Raw genomic sequence first — 13455 nt, forward strand, 5'->3', positions numbered from 1 at the left:
ATGAATCAAGCTTTGTCCATGCACAGCAAATACGCTATCGTCGGCGCCGGCCTCATGGGTAGGCTTCTGGCGGTAGCGCTTGCTCAGCGTGGAGCGCAAGTTGATTTATTTGATCAAGGCGGCTCTGATGCAAGCGGTGCAGCTGCTCGGATTGCTGCTGCCATGCTGGCGCCATTGGCTGAATCTGCTATTACCGAGGATTCGGTGGTGAGCATGGGTATTCATAGCTTGCCACGTTGGAAACAGCTCATTAGCGAACTCTCTAATCCAGTCTATTTTCAGCAAGATGGCACTTTGATTTTGTGGCATCGACAAGATACCAATGAAGCCGAGCGCTTTACCAATCATCTTGAAAAGAATTGTCGTCACAATCCTCAATTAACGCTGCCGCAAAAACTCAATAGTGCAGAGTTACGCAAACTTGAACCTGGTGTCGCAGATCGATTTATACAAGGCTTATATTTACCTGGCGAAGGTCAACTCGATAATCGTCAATTACTGAATGCTCTATTACAAGAATTAATCATTCTGAAAGTCAATTGTCTTTGGAATACTGCGGTAGATCCGGAGCAATTGCGTAATGACAGTCAATACCAATGTGTAATTGATTGCCGTGGTAATGGCGCCAAAGATGCTTGGACCTCACCTGGCAAGAGCTTGCGAGGAGTACGCGGTGAAGTGGTGCGACTCTTTGCCCCAGAGGTCAAATTACGCAGACCTACTCGCTTGATTCATCCTCGTTACCCCATTTATATCGCCCCTAAAGAGAATGACGTCTACGTTGTAGGTGCAACTGAGATTGAGTCTGATGATCTTTCGGAGATGAGTGTGCGCTCTGCGATGGAGCTGCTCAGTGCGGTATATACCGTGCATAGCGGCTTTGCTGAAGCCCGCATCTTAGAGATGGCAACCCAATGTCGCCCTACTTTGAAAAATAACTTGCCAGAAATTCGGGTGCAGAAAGATAAAGGCTTATCAGATTTGATCATGATCAATGGTCTCTACCGCCATGGATTTATGATATCTCCAGCTGTGCTAGATTCCACATTAGAGCTCTTAGAAGTTGGTCGAAGCAATACTGCATTCGAATTGGGTTTGAGCATTACCAGTAACACTAGCAATCATGAGGCAAGTGTATGCGTGTAATCGTCAACCAAATCGAATGTGAGCTTCCGAGTCAGAGCATGATCTCAGATGCGCTATCCTTGATTAATGCAAAACCGCCTTATGCAGTTGCGGTGAATTTGAACTTTGTACCCAAAACGAAATATGATCAATTTCCCCTCAATGAAAATGATCAGATTGAAGTCATTGCCCCAGTCACTGGCGGCTAATCCCCTATTTACTATTTATGACTGCACCATTATCCAATAATCTGAATAGCGCTGATGCCCTCGTTTTATACGGCGAGAGCTTTGCCAGCCGTTTACTATTAGGCACCTCACGCTATCCCTCTCCACAGGTGCTCGAGAATGCAGTAGAGACAGCCAATCCAGCGATGATTACCGTAAGCTTGCGTCGCCAAGGTACTAGCACTACTGAAGCCCATAGCGGCTTTTGGGATCTGCTCAAGAAAATGTCAGTACCCGTTCTACCAAATACAGCAGGCTGCCATAGTCCGCAAGAGGTCATTACTACTGCCCAGATGGCGCGCGAAGTGTTTGAGAGTGATTGGATTAAGTTAGAGCTTATCGGCGATGACTATACTTTGCAACCCGATACATTGCGCCTCGTGCAAACAGCAGAAACCTTAATTAAAGATGGTTTTAAGGTGTTACCGTACTGCACCGAAGATTTGATTTTGTGCCAACGTTTGGTGGATGTAGGTTGCCAAGCAGTGATGCCTTGGGCCGCGCCTATTGGTACTGGTCAAGGCCCACTGAATCCATATGCCATGAAGTTATTGCGTGACCGCATCAAGGTACCACTGATTGTGGATGCCGGATTAGGACTTCCTTCCCATGCTTGCACGGTAATGGAATGGGGTTTTGATGGCGTGCTGCTAAATACCGCTGTAGCCCTTGCGAATGATCCTGTGGCTATGGCCAAATCCTTTGCGATGGCTGTGGATGCAGGTCGTACTGCTTACCTGTCAGGCGCCATGAAACCACAAGAGTCTGCCCAAGCAAGTACCCCTTTAGTTGGCACACCCTTTTGGCATCAAGCCTAAAGACTAATCCATGAGTCTAGTACGTGACCTTGCCGATCAGATTATTCAAGCGCATAAAGGCGATGAATTATGTATTCCATTGCCACAATTTTCCATGAGTTCACCTCCTCCACGCATTGATAATGAGGCTGCAACTGATCATTACGAACTTGCTGGCGCACTTGCTGCTATTGAAATGGGCTTTATTGAATCGGATGCCAAAGTCTTAGGGAAAGCATGGTCACGCATGACCTTGCATGATGGTGGTTTTAATCCGTTTAAGTGGCCCAGCAGACCAGAGCAGTTCGACTTATTGCCTTGGATGCGCAATATGAATCCAAATGCTTTTAAAGAATGTCCGAAGCGCTTGGGACTTTATGGTGTCATGCCCGATGCTGATTGGGTAAAGCGTATGGTTGAAGCTGAACTGCCGACTGTGCAATTGCGCTTTAAATCTGAAGATCGCTACAAAATCAGAAAACAGATTAAAGAATCTGTCAAAGCGGTCGAAGGCAGTAAGACCTTACTCTTTATCAATGACTTCTGGGAAGAGGCTATAGATGCACAGGCTTATGGAGTGCATCTCGGACAAGAGGATTTAGACACTGCTGATTTGGAAAAAATTCGGGCGGCAGGTTTAAGGCTGGGCTTAAGCACTCATGGTTATGCTGAGTTAGCTCATGCAGACCGTTTTTGTCCTAGCTATATTGCGATGGGCGCAGTCTTCGCGACTAACCTCAAGAAAATGCCTACGGCTCCACAAGGACTAGGCAGACTGTATCAATACGCGAAATTGATGAGTCACTATCCATTAGTTGCTATTGGTGGCATCGATCAAGAAAGCATTCATGTGGTTGCTAAGAGTGGCGTAGGTTCTGTTGCGGTGGTGAGAGCTATCACACAAGCCAAAGATCCTAAGGCTGCCGTCAAACACCTGCAAGCATTAATGCAAACTTAGTTTTTAGAAATTGATAAAGCTTTATTGCCAATCACCAATTTACCCGTAGCAGGACAGATTAAAACATCTTTGTAGCGAACCGGAACATACTCATATTGTCCTCCTGATGCGACTTTCCAAGTAGAGTTGTCATAGAGGGTAAATACATCTCCCGGATTGCCATAGAAAGTAAATGGCTCTTTGATGACATCCTTGTAGCAAGTGATAGCTTCGCTTTTAGATGTTTGCGAGAGCGCCATTTGTGATTGAGCTATAAACCCAAGAGATAAAACCAATGAAGCTACAGACTTTCGAACGAGTAATCTGTAGAATTTTTTTCCTCTCATCGATTCTGAGAACTAGCTAATAATTCGTCTTTATCTTTGAGCCAGGATAAGCCCTGTTTAGTGGGCAATACATACTTACGTCTTGCATCACGCTTACAAGTCTCGGTCTTTATCATCTTCTTTAAGATCAAAGTCTTCATAATGGAATGAAGGGTAGCTTGTGAAGCAATATCACCAAGCAAGATTAGATCTAAAACCGAAAATTCCACACCATCAGAATAAGCCCCTAATACAGCCTCTAGGACCAGAAGCTCTTTACAATCATTGATTTTGTAGCGCTTATTGATCTTGCGGGTAGACTTCGAAAATTCCAAAAAGGGAGACGAGGAAAATAACATGCTCGCTATCGTATTACCTCTATGGCTAATAGCCTAGAAGTATCGAAAATAACTTTTATATTTAATTTTTATAAAAGGTCTAGACTAAGCAATGCGGATAAGTCAGCAAAAATCTCAATAGCAGCTATTGGGCTTAACTACTTTCTTCATTTGGCAAAGCAGTTGGATAAAAATCGTGCATATGCCAAAGCGGGCCAGGACCCTCCCCAATACTCAAGAAGCGGCCCGCTTCTAGTCCTGCCTCAACGTAAGCAATCGCTTTGGCAACCGCATGACTTAAATCATGACCATCCGCTAAATAAGTCGCAATCGCCGCAGCAAGAGAACAGCCGGTACCGTGAGTATTTGCAGTGTTCACACGATAGTGTTTGAACTCTTTTGACTGAACCACTTCAAGACCATCTTCAATCATGCGCCACATTAAATAGTCAGTAATTTGAGTGTGGCTTGCATCAAGATGACCGCCCTTAATCAGAACTGCTTGCGGACCCATCTCGAGTAATTTTTGTGCTGCGAATTGAAATTCATTTGGGCCAGTAATATCGTGACCCAATAGTAAAGATGCTTCATCTAAATTTGGAGTGATCAGTGTTGCCATTGGAAATAACTCTTGCATCATTGCCTGAGCAGTATCGTCACCACCCAAACTTGCGCCTGAGGTTGCGCGCAATACAGGGTCTAAGATAATTCTGCTGACACCATGCTTACGAAGTGTTTTGGCGACAGTGCGAACAATTTCTGGGCTAGCTAACATACCGATCTTGACGATATCAGCGCCAATATCTAATAAAACGGCATCGATTTGAGCCTCCACGACATCTAAGTCGACATCCTGAATACGCGTAACCCCTAAAGTGTTTTGAGCTGTAATTGCTGTGATCACAGACATCCCATAGCCACCGAGGGCAGTGATTACTTTGAGGTCGGCCTGAAGTCCTGCTCCACCGCCGCTATCCGAGCCAGCAATAGTCAGTACCCTGGGGATACGGATAGAAGTGGGAAGAAGTGATTTCATCTTGCTATAATATCGGCTTATTCCTCGATAGCTCAGTCGGTAGAGCGCCGGACTGTTAATCCGTAGGTCCCTGGTTCGAGCCCAGGTCGAGGAGCCAAATAAGTGAAGGGTCTAGAGAAATCTAGGCCCTTTTTCATTTTGATCCCCTCAATTTGCTCTGTTATGTTTAAATTAAGTAATTAAAAATCATCATCAGAATGATTTTCATCAACAGGAGATGGCAATGATTCAAAGTAGCCCTTTTAACGCGTTTATCCGTGCAATGCAGTGCTGCATTATCATTGCTTCCTTCTTTGCAGGATCGCAAACGTCTTTTGCGCAATCTGATTACCCCAATAAGCCAATCCGTTTTATTGTTCCGTTCCCGGCTGGTGGCGCAACTGACAATATTGCTCGGCCACTCCAAAATGAACTTTTAGGTACTGCTAAGTGGAATGTCATCATCGACAATAAGCCCGGTGCTGGCGGCAATATCGGCGCTGAGATTGTTTCTAAATCTGCTCCTGATGGTTACACCTGGCTCATGGCATCAGTAGGTACACATGGCATCAACCTGCCGCTCTACACACAAGGTGGCGGTAAATTACCATTTGATCCGATTAAGGATTTCACACCGATTACCTTGGTCGCCGAGTTGCCTAACGTATTAGTGCTTAATCCAGAATTTGCGTCTAAGAACAACATCAATAGCGTGAATGATCTGATTGCTTACGCCAAAGCCAATCCAGGCAAGGTCAATATGGCATCGAGCGGTAACGGTACCTCCATCCATATGGCTGGCGAGCTGTTTAAATCAATGACTAAAACCTATATGGTTCACCTCCCCTACAAAGGAAGCCCGCCAGCAGTGACTGATCTCATGGCCGGCAACGTTGACATCATGTTTGATAACTTACCGTCTTCGATTAACTATATTCGAGCTGGACGTTTAAAGGCATTAGCAGTGACGAGCGCTAAACGGTCTCCTGCATTCCCAGATTTACCAACCATTGCTGAAGCAGCAAACCTCCCAGGTTATGAAGCTACCTCTTGGTTTGGAGTAGTGGGCCCTGCAAATATGCCTGCCGATATTTTAAATAAAGATAGTTCTGTATTGATGGCTGCTATCAATAGTGCCGCAGTCAAAGAGAAATACTTAGCCATGGGTGCACAACCGGTTGGCAATACACCAGCCCAATTTTCAAACTTCATCAAAAATGAAATTGCGAAGTGGACTAAGGTTGTAAAAGATTCTGGAGCGAAGGTAGATTGACCCTGCTACTTTCCTAATTGGGAAAGTAGCTTGCTTGGCGAGATCACTTCTTGGTCGAGCACCAATTCTATTAATGCGCCCTTCTTGCTTGCCAACGCTTTTGCAAATGCGGGCGCAAACTCTGCCGTTTTAGTCACTCTAAATCCTGGCATGCCAAAGCTATCGGCAAACTTCACAAAATCTGGATTAGTTAAGTCTGTGGCAATCACGCGAGAGGTAAATTCTCGCTCTTGATGCATGCGGATTGTTCCGAGCATATTGTTATTCACCACAAAAATGATTGGAAAGGCATCATACCGTGCTGCCGTTGCCAGCTCTTGGCAATTCATCATGAAATCACCGTCACCGCAAACTGCAATCGCCACCTTTTCAGGATTGGTTATTTTGGCAGCAATTGCTGCTGGCAGACCATAACCCATGGATCCATTGGCTGGAGCTAATTGCGTTTTATAAGGGCCATAGGGATAAAAACGATGCACCCAAGTAGCAAAGTTACCGGCGCCATTAGTCATGATTGAGTCACGTGGAATAGAGCTTGGTAATGAAGCCATAATCTGCGCCAACTGCAGATCACTAGGAACGGTTACCGGGCTTGAGAATGTTAAATACTCAGCATGCGCCGTCTTCATGACTGCTGAGTCATAATTCTTAGCCATCTTTACCGTCTTGAGTGCTGCGCAAAAATTTTCTGGGCTGCAATTAAGGGCAAAGTCTGGGCGATAAACGCGTCCCAACTCTTCGGGTCCTGAGAGGACGTGAATTAATGTTGCTTTAGTTTGCGGAACAGACAATAAGCTGTATCCCGCCGTTGTCATTTCTCCTAAGCGCTCACCAATCACCAAAAGAACATCAGCCTCTTGAATCCGCTTCACTAAGGCAGGATTGGCACCGATACCTAAATCACCTGCAAACGCTGGATCTAGATTATCAATGACATCTTGTGAGCGAAAGCTGGTCGCCACCGGTACACCTTCTCTATTGACCCAGCTTCTCAAGTCCTCACAGGCAGCACTATTCCAATTGCCCCCACCGGCAATGACCATAGGCTTGTTGGCTGATGCAAAAGCTTGCATTGCCTGTTGAAAAACATTCCCATCTAAGCCTGGCTGAACGATATGAGCAGGCTTCACAGGGTTTTCTTGGCCAGTCATATACAACACATCTTCTGGCAAAGCTAACACTACAGGTCCTTTGCGCCCTGCCTGTGCTACGTGGAATGAATGCGAAACAAATTCGTCAATGCGATCAACGCGATCAATACTACCAATCCACTTTGCACATTCTGAATACATGCGGCGATAGTCGATTTCTTGAAAGGCTTCACGCTCAACCATATCAGTGCCAACTTGCCCTACCAATAAAACCATGGGCGTTGAATCTTGATAAGCCGTATGCATGCCAATCATGGCATTTGATGCGCCTGGTCCACGCGTGACCATCAATACACCTGGCTGACCGGATAACTTTGCATAGGCCTCTGCCATATAAGCAGCACCACCTTCTTGTCGGCAAGTAATGAATCGAAACTTAGGATGATCTACTAGACCATTTAATAAGGGAAGAAAACTCTCACCTGGCACACCAAAGGCAATATCCACCCCTTGCCTTACCAATGCATTTGCCAGGATCTGGCCACCATTGAGCAGCGTGCTTGGTGTATCCATGATGTTTTTATGCTTTCTTATAATTAATAATATTCATGCGTATGACTGAAAAGTTATCATACTTTAATAGGCTAGGAGGTCTTTAAATGGGTGAATAGTCGGTCTTTTGATGTATGAAGGTTGTCATATACTGCATGCCTTAGATAGAAATCAAACAATGAAATTGGAGATATTGACATGAGGCTATTTGGCTTTAGAGGTCCAAATGGATATGAGAGTGTTGGCGCCCTCTCAAAAGGTAGTCACGATACCTATATTGATCTGTGCGCCACAGATTCACTCATTCGGAATAACTTACAAGAAATCATTCAATCTCCAGAGCAATTGGAGCGAGCAGCCTTGGCACTTAAAAACTCCAAAGCAATCGGCGGCAACCTCAAAGAGATTTCTTTTAAGGTTCCCATTGAAAGACCGGGGAAAATTGTCTGCATGGGCTTGAACTATGCTGACCACGCAAAAGAAGGTGGTAACGCGAGACCTGAATACCCAAGCTTTTTTATGCGCGGCCCAAGTTCCATGACAGCGCATTTAAGTCCGATGATTCGACCAAAGGTATCTGACAAACTCGATTACGAGGCTGAGCTGGCTTTTATTGTTGGCAAGAAAGCGCGTCACCTAACACTAGACAATGCCTTAGATTGCGTTGCTGGCTATAGCATCTTCAACGATGGCAGCATTCGTGATTACCAACGTAAAACTACTCAGTGGACGATTGGTAAAAACTTTGATCAAACGGGTGCATTCGGTCCATGGCTAGTGACGCCAGATGAACTTCCCCTAGGATGTGATGGTCTCAATATTCAATCACGCTTAAATGGTCAAGTGATGCAAAACGCCAATACCAAAGATTTTCTTTGGGGTGTTGCAGAGACTATTGTGTTGATTTCTGAATGTATGACTTTAGAGCCAGGAGATGTTGTGATCACGGGCACTCCTGCTGGCGTAGGTTACGCAAGAACACCTCCTGTCTTTATGAAGCCAGGTGATGTTTGTGAGATTGAAATTGAATCTATTGGCGTCTTACGTAACACCATCGCAGACGAATAAACTGCTGAGCGTCTGAATTAACCCCTAAATGAGGCCTTTTAAGCACATTTAGGGCACTTTCTCACCAAGCAAATGGGCTAAGCAGGCATTAAAATAGCCCCATGATGAAAACGCCAGAACTACTAGCCCCCGCGGGCAGCCTCCAAATGCTCGAAACTGCTTTTGATTTTGGAGCAGATGCTATTTATGCAGGTCAGCCACGCTATTCCTTACGCGTTCGTAATAATGACTTCGGAAAGATTGAAGTTCTTAAACAAGGTATCGATACTGCCCACGAATTAGGAAAAAAGTTTTATCTCGTTTCTAATTTACTGCCTCATGGCGGAAAGACGCGGACTTACATTCGAGATATGTCGCCAGTTGTAGCGCTGAAACCGGATGCTCTCATCATGTCAGACCCTGGTTTGATCATGATGGCTAGAGAAGCCTGGCCAGATATGCCAATTCATTTGTCTGTGCAAGCGAATACGGTAAATGGTGCCTCTGCAAAATTTTGGCGTTCAGTTGGCATAAGTCGTGTCATTTTGTCTCGCGAACTCTCTTTCGATGAGATTGAAGAGGTTCGTCAAGACTGTCCAGAAATGGAACTAGAAGTTTTTGTACATGGTGCTTTATGCATTGCCTACTCTGGACGGTGCCTACTCTCAGGTTACATGTCACATCGTGATTCGAATCAGGGTGCTTGCACTAATGCTTGCCGTTGGGACTATAAAGTAAAACCAGGACAACAAAATCAAAGTGGTGATGTTGTATTGCTCCAAGAAGCCAGAAGGCCGGATGAATTGATGCCCATGGAAGAGGATGAGCATGGTACTTACATCATGAACTCTAAAGACTTGCGAGCGGTTGAACATATTGAACGGCTCACTAAGATGGGTGTAGATTCTTTTAAGATTGAAGGTCGTACCAAGTCACCTTATTACGTTTCCCGTACTTGCCAAGCTTATCGCTCAGCGATTGATGACGCTGTTGAAGGCAGACCATTCAACACAACATTGCTTGGTAATCTTGAAGGCTTAGCCAACCGTGGGTATACCGATGGGTTCTATGAACGCCACCACGATAAAGAGTATCAACTCTATATGCGAGGTTATTCGCTCTCAGGCAGAAGCTTATATGTTGGTGAAACTCTCGATATAGATCAGTCTAATAGTCGCGTGAAGGTCGATGTCAAGAATCGTTTTTCTGTTGGCGACAAACTCGAAGTCATCGAACCTCAAGGCAATCAAGATATGGTTTTAGATGCGATGTGGAATATGCAGGGAGAACCCATTACTGTTGCACCCGGCTCAGGACACTTTGTATGGATCAAGCTGGACTTAAAAGATAAGAAGGCCTATATTGCTCGCTATACCAATGAACCTGCACCCGTTGAAGTGAGTTCTGCATGCTCAAGTGGCGAATCTTGTTGTAATGCTTAATCGCAGTCCTATAGATTGCCCTCATGACCAATACACCAGCTACAACTGATCCTAAACGTAAACTGCTGCAAGGATTGATAGGTGAGGCTGAAAAGGCATTAGCCCTGTCCATTTATTTTGGTATTTGGTTTTGCTCTCTCACGTTTTTGGGCGTCACCTCACTACATGAGCGCCCTATTTCGCTGACTATTTTTGGCCTAGCACTGATCAAGGCCGGGCTTTCGGCAAAATTTATGTTGATTGGCCAAGCGATTTTCCCGATCAAAGTGAATAAGACTTATGGCATTCTGAAATCACTTTTTGTTGAATCCTTCATTTATCTGGCGATTGTTTTATCTCTAAACTATCTCGAAGCTGGGATTGATGGCGCCATTCATGGCAAAAACTTTCTAGCTTCCATGGCTGCTTTTGGACAAGCTGACCCCTTACACGTTATTGCAATGGCTTTGGTCTATTGGTTGATAGTGTGGCCCTATCTCATTTTTACTGCTATGCAAATGATGATGGGCAAAGAAAATGTACTGAGCTTATTTTTCGGCAGCCGCATTTCAGAAAGTAAATAATTTGTATTTAAGGCAGTTATCTTTGCGAGCGCTGGCTGCCCGCCTTTGCTTGATCTGTATTTTATTTTTTTCTATCGCTCATGTTCAAGCCCAAGAAATAGAGGCCCGCGCATACTCTAATGCGCCTATTGGCATGAACTTTGTCACCGGCGGTATTGCGCAGGCCAAAAGTGGCTCTTACACCCTCCATACTCAAGCAGTTAGTCTGACTCACGTGATTGATGTCGCCGGACAATCTGGCAGACTTACCTTGGCGCTGCCTTATGGGGAGCTATCGGGTACAGGTCATGTTGGTGGCCAAGCGATAAATGCCTCAGCGGAAGGACTCTCAGATCCCATGATCAAAGCCTCTGTCAATCTCTATGGCGCGCCTGCACTATCCAACAGTCAGTTCAGAGACTATCAACAGAACTTAATCATTGGGGCGAGTATCGCTGCCACTATTCCCTGGGGTGAGTACAACAGCAATCAGATGATTAATGTTGGTGCCAATCGCTCCCTGATTCAGCCAGCCATGGGACTTTCCCAAGCACTAGGACCTTGGAGGCTAGAGTTAGCTAGCATGGCAACCATTTACACCAGCAATACTAATTATTTAGGTAATAACACCCTTTCACAAAGCCCAATCTACTCTGGTGAAACCCATGTGATTTATTACTTCCCCAATACGGCATGGGTCTCTGCTGATGCCACCTATTTCACTGGCGGTCAAACTTATGTCAATGGGATTCCCGTTAACGGTACACAAGAAAATTGGCGCTTTGGTAGCACCCTCTCCTATCCAATTGATAAGCAAAACTCAATTCGAATCACTGGTAGCAAGGGAGTCTACTCACGCACTGATACGAGCTACAACGCTGTTGGCATCTCCTGGCAATACCGTTGGGGCGGCAACCCCTAGGCCATACTGCGCCCAAATAGCTACAATGAGCAAAACAGCCTTTTAATCATCAACCCTTGAGACAAGCATGAGCTCCAAACCAAAAGACAACAAAACTCCATCGGAAACAGGCCTGCGCAAAGGTCTAACGAGTTATGGCGATAAAGGCTTCTCATTATTTTTACGCAAAGCATTTATTAAAGGGGCTGGTTATACCAATAGCGCTTTAGATCGACCAGTCATTGGCATCATTAATACCGGTAGCGCCTACAACCCCTGCCACGGCAATATGCCGCAATTACTCGAGGCCGTAAAACGTGGTGTGATGTTGGCTGGTGGTTTGCCCATGGAATTTCCGACGATATCCATTCATGAAAGTTTTGCGGCTCCAACCAGTATGTATCTACGTAACTTAATGTCGATGGATACCGAGGAGATGCTGCGAGCACAACCGATGGATGCCGTTGTGATGATTGGCGGCTGCGATAAAACTGTTCCCGCCCAAATGATGGGCGCAGCTTCAGCAGGTTTACCTGCTATTCAACTGATTACTGGGTCTATGCTCACGGGCTCTCATCGGAGTGAACGGGTTGGCGCTTGCACTGACTGTCGCCGCTACTGGGGTAAATTCCGCGCCGGCGAGATTGATGAAGTTGAAAAAGATGAAGTGAATGATCAACTGGTCGCCAGCGTCGGCACTTGTTCTGTGATGGGTACCGCTAGCACCATGGCGTGTATCTCCGAAGCACTTGGCATGACAGTGCCTGGGGGTGCCACACCTCCTGCTGTGACTGCAGACCGTATTCGGGTTGCTGAAGAAACTGGTGCCTGCGCAGTACAGATGGCCAAAGATGGTTTAACGATTGATCAGATTTTGACAGCGGATGCCTTTGAAAATGCGATGCGGGTATTACTGGCGATTGGTGGCTCTACGAATGGCATTGTTCATTTAGCAGCTATTGCTGGACGCATGGGTCTAGAAATTGATCTTGATGCGCTCGACAAAATGGGTAATGAGACCCCGGTCTTAGTTGACTTAAAACCATCCGGTGATCATTACATGGAAAATTTCCATGATGCAGGTGGCATGACGACGCTTTTACGTGAACTTAAACCACTCTTAAAACTGGGTACGATGACTGTAACGGGAAGAACCTTGGGCGAGGAAATCGATGCGGGCCCGCCAAGCTTCAAGCAAGATGTCGTTCGAAAAATGAGTAATCCGATTTATCCCCGCGGCAGCATTGCCGTTCTGCATGGCAACCTTGCTCCCGGTGGCGCCATTATTAAGCAATCTGCTGCAGATGAAAAACTCATGGAGCATGAAGGTCGAGCCGTAGTCTTTGAAAACTCAGAAGACCTAGCCAATCGCATCGATAGTCCAGATTTGGATGTCACTGCCGACGATATTATTGTTCTAAAAAATATTGGCCCTAAAGGCGCACCTGGAATGCCCGAAGCTGGCTATATTCCGATTCCGATGAAGTTGGCTCGTGCTGGCGTTAAAGATATTGTGCGTATCTCGGATGGCCGTATGAGTGGCACTGCTTTTGGCACGATTGTGCTGCACGTCACCCCCGAGTCTGCGATTGGCGGCCCCTTAGCCCATGTCCGTAATGGTGATCGCATTCGTCTCAGCGTCAAAAACCGGGAGATTAGCCTCTTGATTTCTGAAGCAGAATTAGAAAAACGCATCAAAGAAAATCCAGTCGTCTCGCCAACCGCAGAGCGTGGCTACAAGAAGCTATTCCTCGACACTGTTACTCAAGCAGATAAAGGCGTGGACTTTGACTTCTTAAGAGCTGCCAAGATGGTGGGCAAAACTCCTAGCAAGTAATTTTC

Annotated in this window: 14 protein-coding genes and 1 tRNA gene; 11 read left to right on the forward strand and 4 right to left on the reverse strand. The window is 45.7% G+C overall.

The window, feature by feature from the left end:
* The 4 genes from ICN35_RS01915 to ICN35_RS01930 are packed head-to-tail and all read left to right on the forward strand — an operon-like array spanning position 1 to position 3107.
* Entirely contained in the window at positions 1–1146 is a 1146-nt protein-coding gene (locus ICN35_RS01915) for an FAD-dependent oxidoreductase (protein ID WP_216123801.1), read from the forward strand.
* A complete protein-coding gene (gene thiS, locus ICN35_RS01920) occupies positions 1137–1334 on the forward strand; it encodes a sulfur carrier protein ThiS (protein ID WP_216123802.1) in 198 nt (65 codons plus the stop codon). The genes ICN35_RS01915 and thiS overlap by 10 nt, the downstream gene beginning before the upstream one ends.
* 17 nt (positions 1335–1351) lie before the next feature.
* Positions 1352–2170 carry a thiazole synthase gene (locus tag ICN35_RS01925; protein ID WP_216123803.1) on the forward strand — a complete coding sequence of 273 codons (819 nt, stop codon included), beginning with the start codon at positions 1352–1354 and terminating at the stop codon, positions 2168–2170.
* Between the two features lie 10 nt (positions 2171–2180).
* On the forward strand, positions 2181–3107 hold the full coding sequence (locus ICN35_RS01930) for a thiamine phosphate synthase (RefSeq protein ID WP_216123807.1): 927 nt from the start codon (positions 2181–2183) through the stop codon (positions 3105–3107).
* On the opposite strand, the gene ICN35_RS01935 is transcribed toward ICN35_RS01930, so the two are convergent.
* The 3 genes from ICN35_RS01935 to thiD all read right to left on the reverse strand — a co-directional run bounded on the left by ICN35_RS01935 (position 3104) and on the right by thiD (position 4786).
* A complete protein-coding gene (locus ICN35_RS01935; protein WP_216123811.1) occupies positions 3104–3346 on the reverse strand; it encodes a hypothetical protein in 243 nt (80 codons plus the stop codon). The two genes, ICN35_RS01930 and ICN35_RS01935, sit on opposite strands and share 4 nt — an antisense overlap.
* An 83-nt stretch (positions 3347–3429) precedes the next feature.
* Positions 3430–3771 carry a hypothetical protein gene (locus ICN35_RS01940; protein WP_215317961.1) on the reverse strand — a complete coding sequence of 114 codons (342 nt, stop codon included), beginning with the start codon at positions 3769–3771 and terminating at the stop codon, positions 3430–3432.
* 133 nt (positions 3772–3904) lie between these two features.
* Positions 3905–4786 carry a bifunctional hydroxymethylpyrimidine kinase/phosphomethylpyrimidine kinase gene (thiD, locus tag ICN35_RS01945; protein ID WP_216123813.1) on the reverse strand — a complete coding sequence of 294 codons (882 nt, stop codon included), beginning with the start codon at positions 4784–4786 and terminating at the stop codon, positions 3905–3907.
* 21 nt (positions 4787–4807) lie between these two features.
* On the opposite strand from thiD, the gene ICN35_RS01950 reads away from it, so the two are divergent.
* A tRNA-Asn gene (locus tag ICN35_RS01950) sits at positions 4808–4883 on the forward strand.
* Between the two features lie 165 nt (positions 4884–5048).
* Positions 5049–6038 (forward strand): tripartite tricarboxylate transporter substrate binding protein, encoded by a 990-nt coding sequence (locus ICN35_RS01955; protein ID WP_216123880.1) that lies wholly within the window; start codon positions 5049–5051, stop codon positions 6036–6038.
* 5 nt (positions 6039–6043) lie between these two features.
* Here ICN35_RS01955 and ICN35_RS01960 read toward each other — a convergent pair whose 3' ends face one another.
* On the reverse strand, positions 6044–7702 hold the full coding sequence (locus tag ICN35_RS01960; RefSeq protein ID WP_216123815.1) for a thiamine pyrophosphate-binding protein: 1659 nt from the start codon (positions 7700–7702) through the stop codon (positions 6044–6046).
* A 177-nt stretch (positions 7703–7879) separates the two neighbouring features.
* Here ICN35_RS01960 and ICN35_RS01965 point away from each other — a divergent pair, with 177 nt between their 5' ends.
* The 5 genes from ICN35_RS01965 (at position 7880) to ICN35_RS01985 (ending at position 13450) form a co-directional block, all read left to right on the forward strand.
* The gene (locus ICN35_RS01965) at positions 7880–8749 is read left to right on the forward strand and encodes a fumarylacetoacetate hydrolase family protein (protein WP_216123817.1); all 870 of its coding nucleotides are present in this window, start codon (positions 7880–7882) and stop codon (positions 8747–8749) included.
* 101 nt (positions 8750–8850) lie between these two features.
* Positions 8851–10170, forward strand: coding sequence for a U32 family peptidase (locus ICN35_RS01970; RefSeq protein ID WP_370625645.1), 1320 nt, complete (start codon positions 8851–8853; stop codon positions 10168–10170).
* Between the two features lie 23 nt (positions 10171–10193).
* Complete coding sequence (locus ICN35_RS01975; protein ID WP_216123821.1) at positions 10194–10733, forward strand: hypothetical protein; 540 nt, start codon at positions 10194–10196, stop codon at positions 10731–10733.
* A gap of 133 nt (positions 10734–10866) precedes the next feature.
* Positions 10867–11634: a transporter gene (locus ICN35_RS01980; protein ID WP_216123823.1), complete on the forward strand. Its 768-nt coding sequence runs from the start codon at positions 10867–10869 to the stop codon at positions 11632–11634.
* A gap of 67 nt (positions 11635–11701) precedes the next feature.
* Positions 11702–13450 carry an IlvD/Edd family dehydratase gene (locus ICN35_RS01985; RefSeq protein ID WP_216123824.1) on the forward strand — a complete coding sequence of 583 codons (1749 nt, stop codon included), beginning with the start codon at positions 11702–11704 and terminating at the stop codon, positions 13448–13450.
* Positions 13451–13455 lie beyond the last annotated feature (5 nt).

Source organism: Polynucleobacter sp. es-GGE-1 (genome assembly GCF_018882005.1).
Classification (GTDB): Bacteria; Pseudomonadota; Gammaproteobacteria; order Burkholderiales; family Burkholderiaceae; genus Polynucleobacter.

What these genes read in the sequence shown, in the direction of transcription:
- ICN35_RS01915 (WP_216123801.1), top strand. Translation starts at nt 1, where the DNA reads ATGAATCAAGCTTTGTCCATGCACAGCAAATACGCTATCGTCGGCGCC.
- thiS (WP_216123802.1), top strand. Translation starts at nt 1,137, where the DNA reads ATGCGTGTAATCGTCAACCAAATCGAATGTGAGCTTCCGAGTCAGAGC.
- ICN35_RS01925 (WP_216123803.1), top strand. Translation starts at nt 1,352, where the DNA reads ATGACTGCACCATTATCCAATAATCTGAATAGCGCTGATGCCCTCGTT.
- ICN35_RS01930 (WP_216123807.1), top strand. Translation starts at nt 2,181, where the DNA reads ATGAGTCTAGTACGTGACCTTGCCGATCAGATTATTCAAGCGCATAAA.
- ICN35_RS01935 (WP_216123811.1), bottom strand. Translation starts at nt 3,346, where the DNA reads ATGGCGCTCTCGCAAACATCTAAAAGCGAAGCTATCACTTGCTACAAG.
- ICN35_RS01940 (WP_215317961.1), bottom strand. Translation starts at nt 3,771, where the DNA reads ATGTTATTTTCCTCGTCTCCCTTTTTGGAATTTTCGAAGTCTACCCGC.
- thiD (WP_216123813.1), bottom strand. Translation starts at nt 4,786, where the DNA reads ATGAAATCACTTCTTCCCACTTCTATCCGTATCCCCAGGGTACTGACT.
- ICN35_RS01955 (WP_216123880.1), top strand. Translation starts at nt 5,049, where the DNA reads ATGCAGTGCTGCATTATCATTGCTTCCTTCTTTGCAGGATCGCAAACG.
- ICN35_RS01960 (WP_216123815.1), bottom strand. Translation starts at nt 7,702, where the DNA reads ATGGATACACCAAGCACGCTGCTCAATGGTGGCCAGATCCTGGCAAAT.
- ICN35_RS01965 (WP_216123817.1), top strand. Translation starts at nt 7,880, where the DNA reads ATGAGGCTATTTGGCTTTAGAGGTCCAAATGGATATGAGAGTGTTGGC.
- ICN35_RS01970 (WP_370625645.1), top strand. Translation starts at nt 8,851, where the DNA reads ATGATGAAAACGCCAGAACTACTAGCCCCCGCGGGCAGCCTCCAAATG.
- ICN35_RS01975 (WP_216123821.1), top strand. Translation starts at nt 10,194, where the DNA reads ATGACCAATACACCAGCTACAACTGATCCTAAACGTAAACTGCTGCAA.
- ICN35_RS01980 (WP_216123823.1), top strand. Translation starts at nt 10,867, where the DNA reads ATGAACTTTGTCACCGGCGGTATTGCGCAGGCCAAAAGTGGCTCTTAC.
- ICN35_RS01985 (WP_216123824.1), top strand. Translation starts at nt 11,702, where the DNA reads ATGAGCTCCAAACCAAAAGACAACAAAACTCCATCGGAAACAGGCCTG.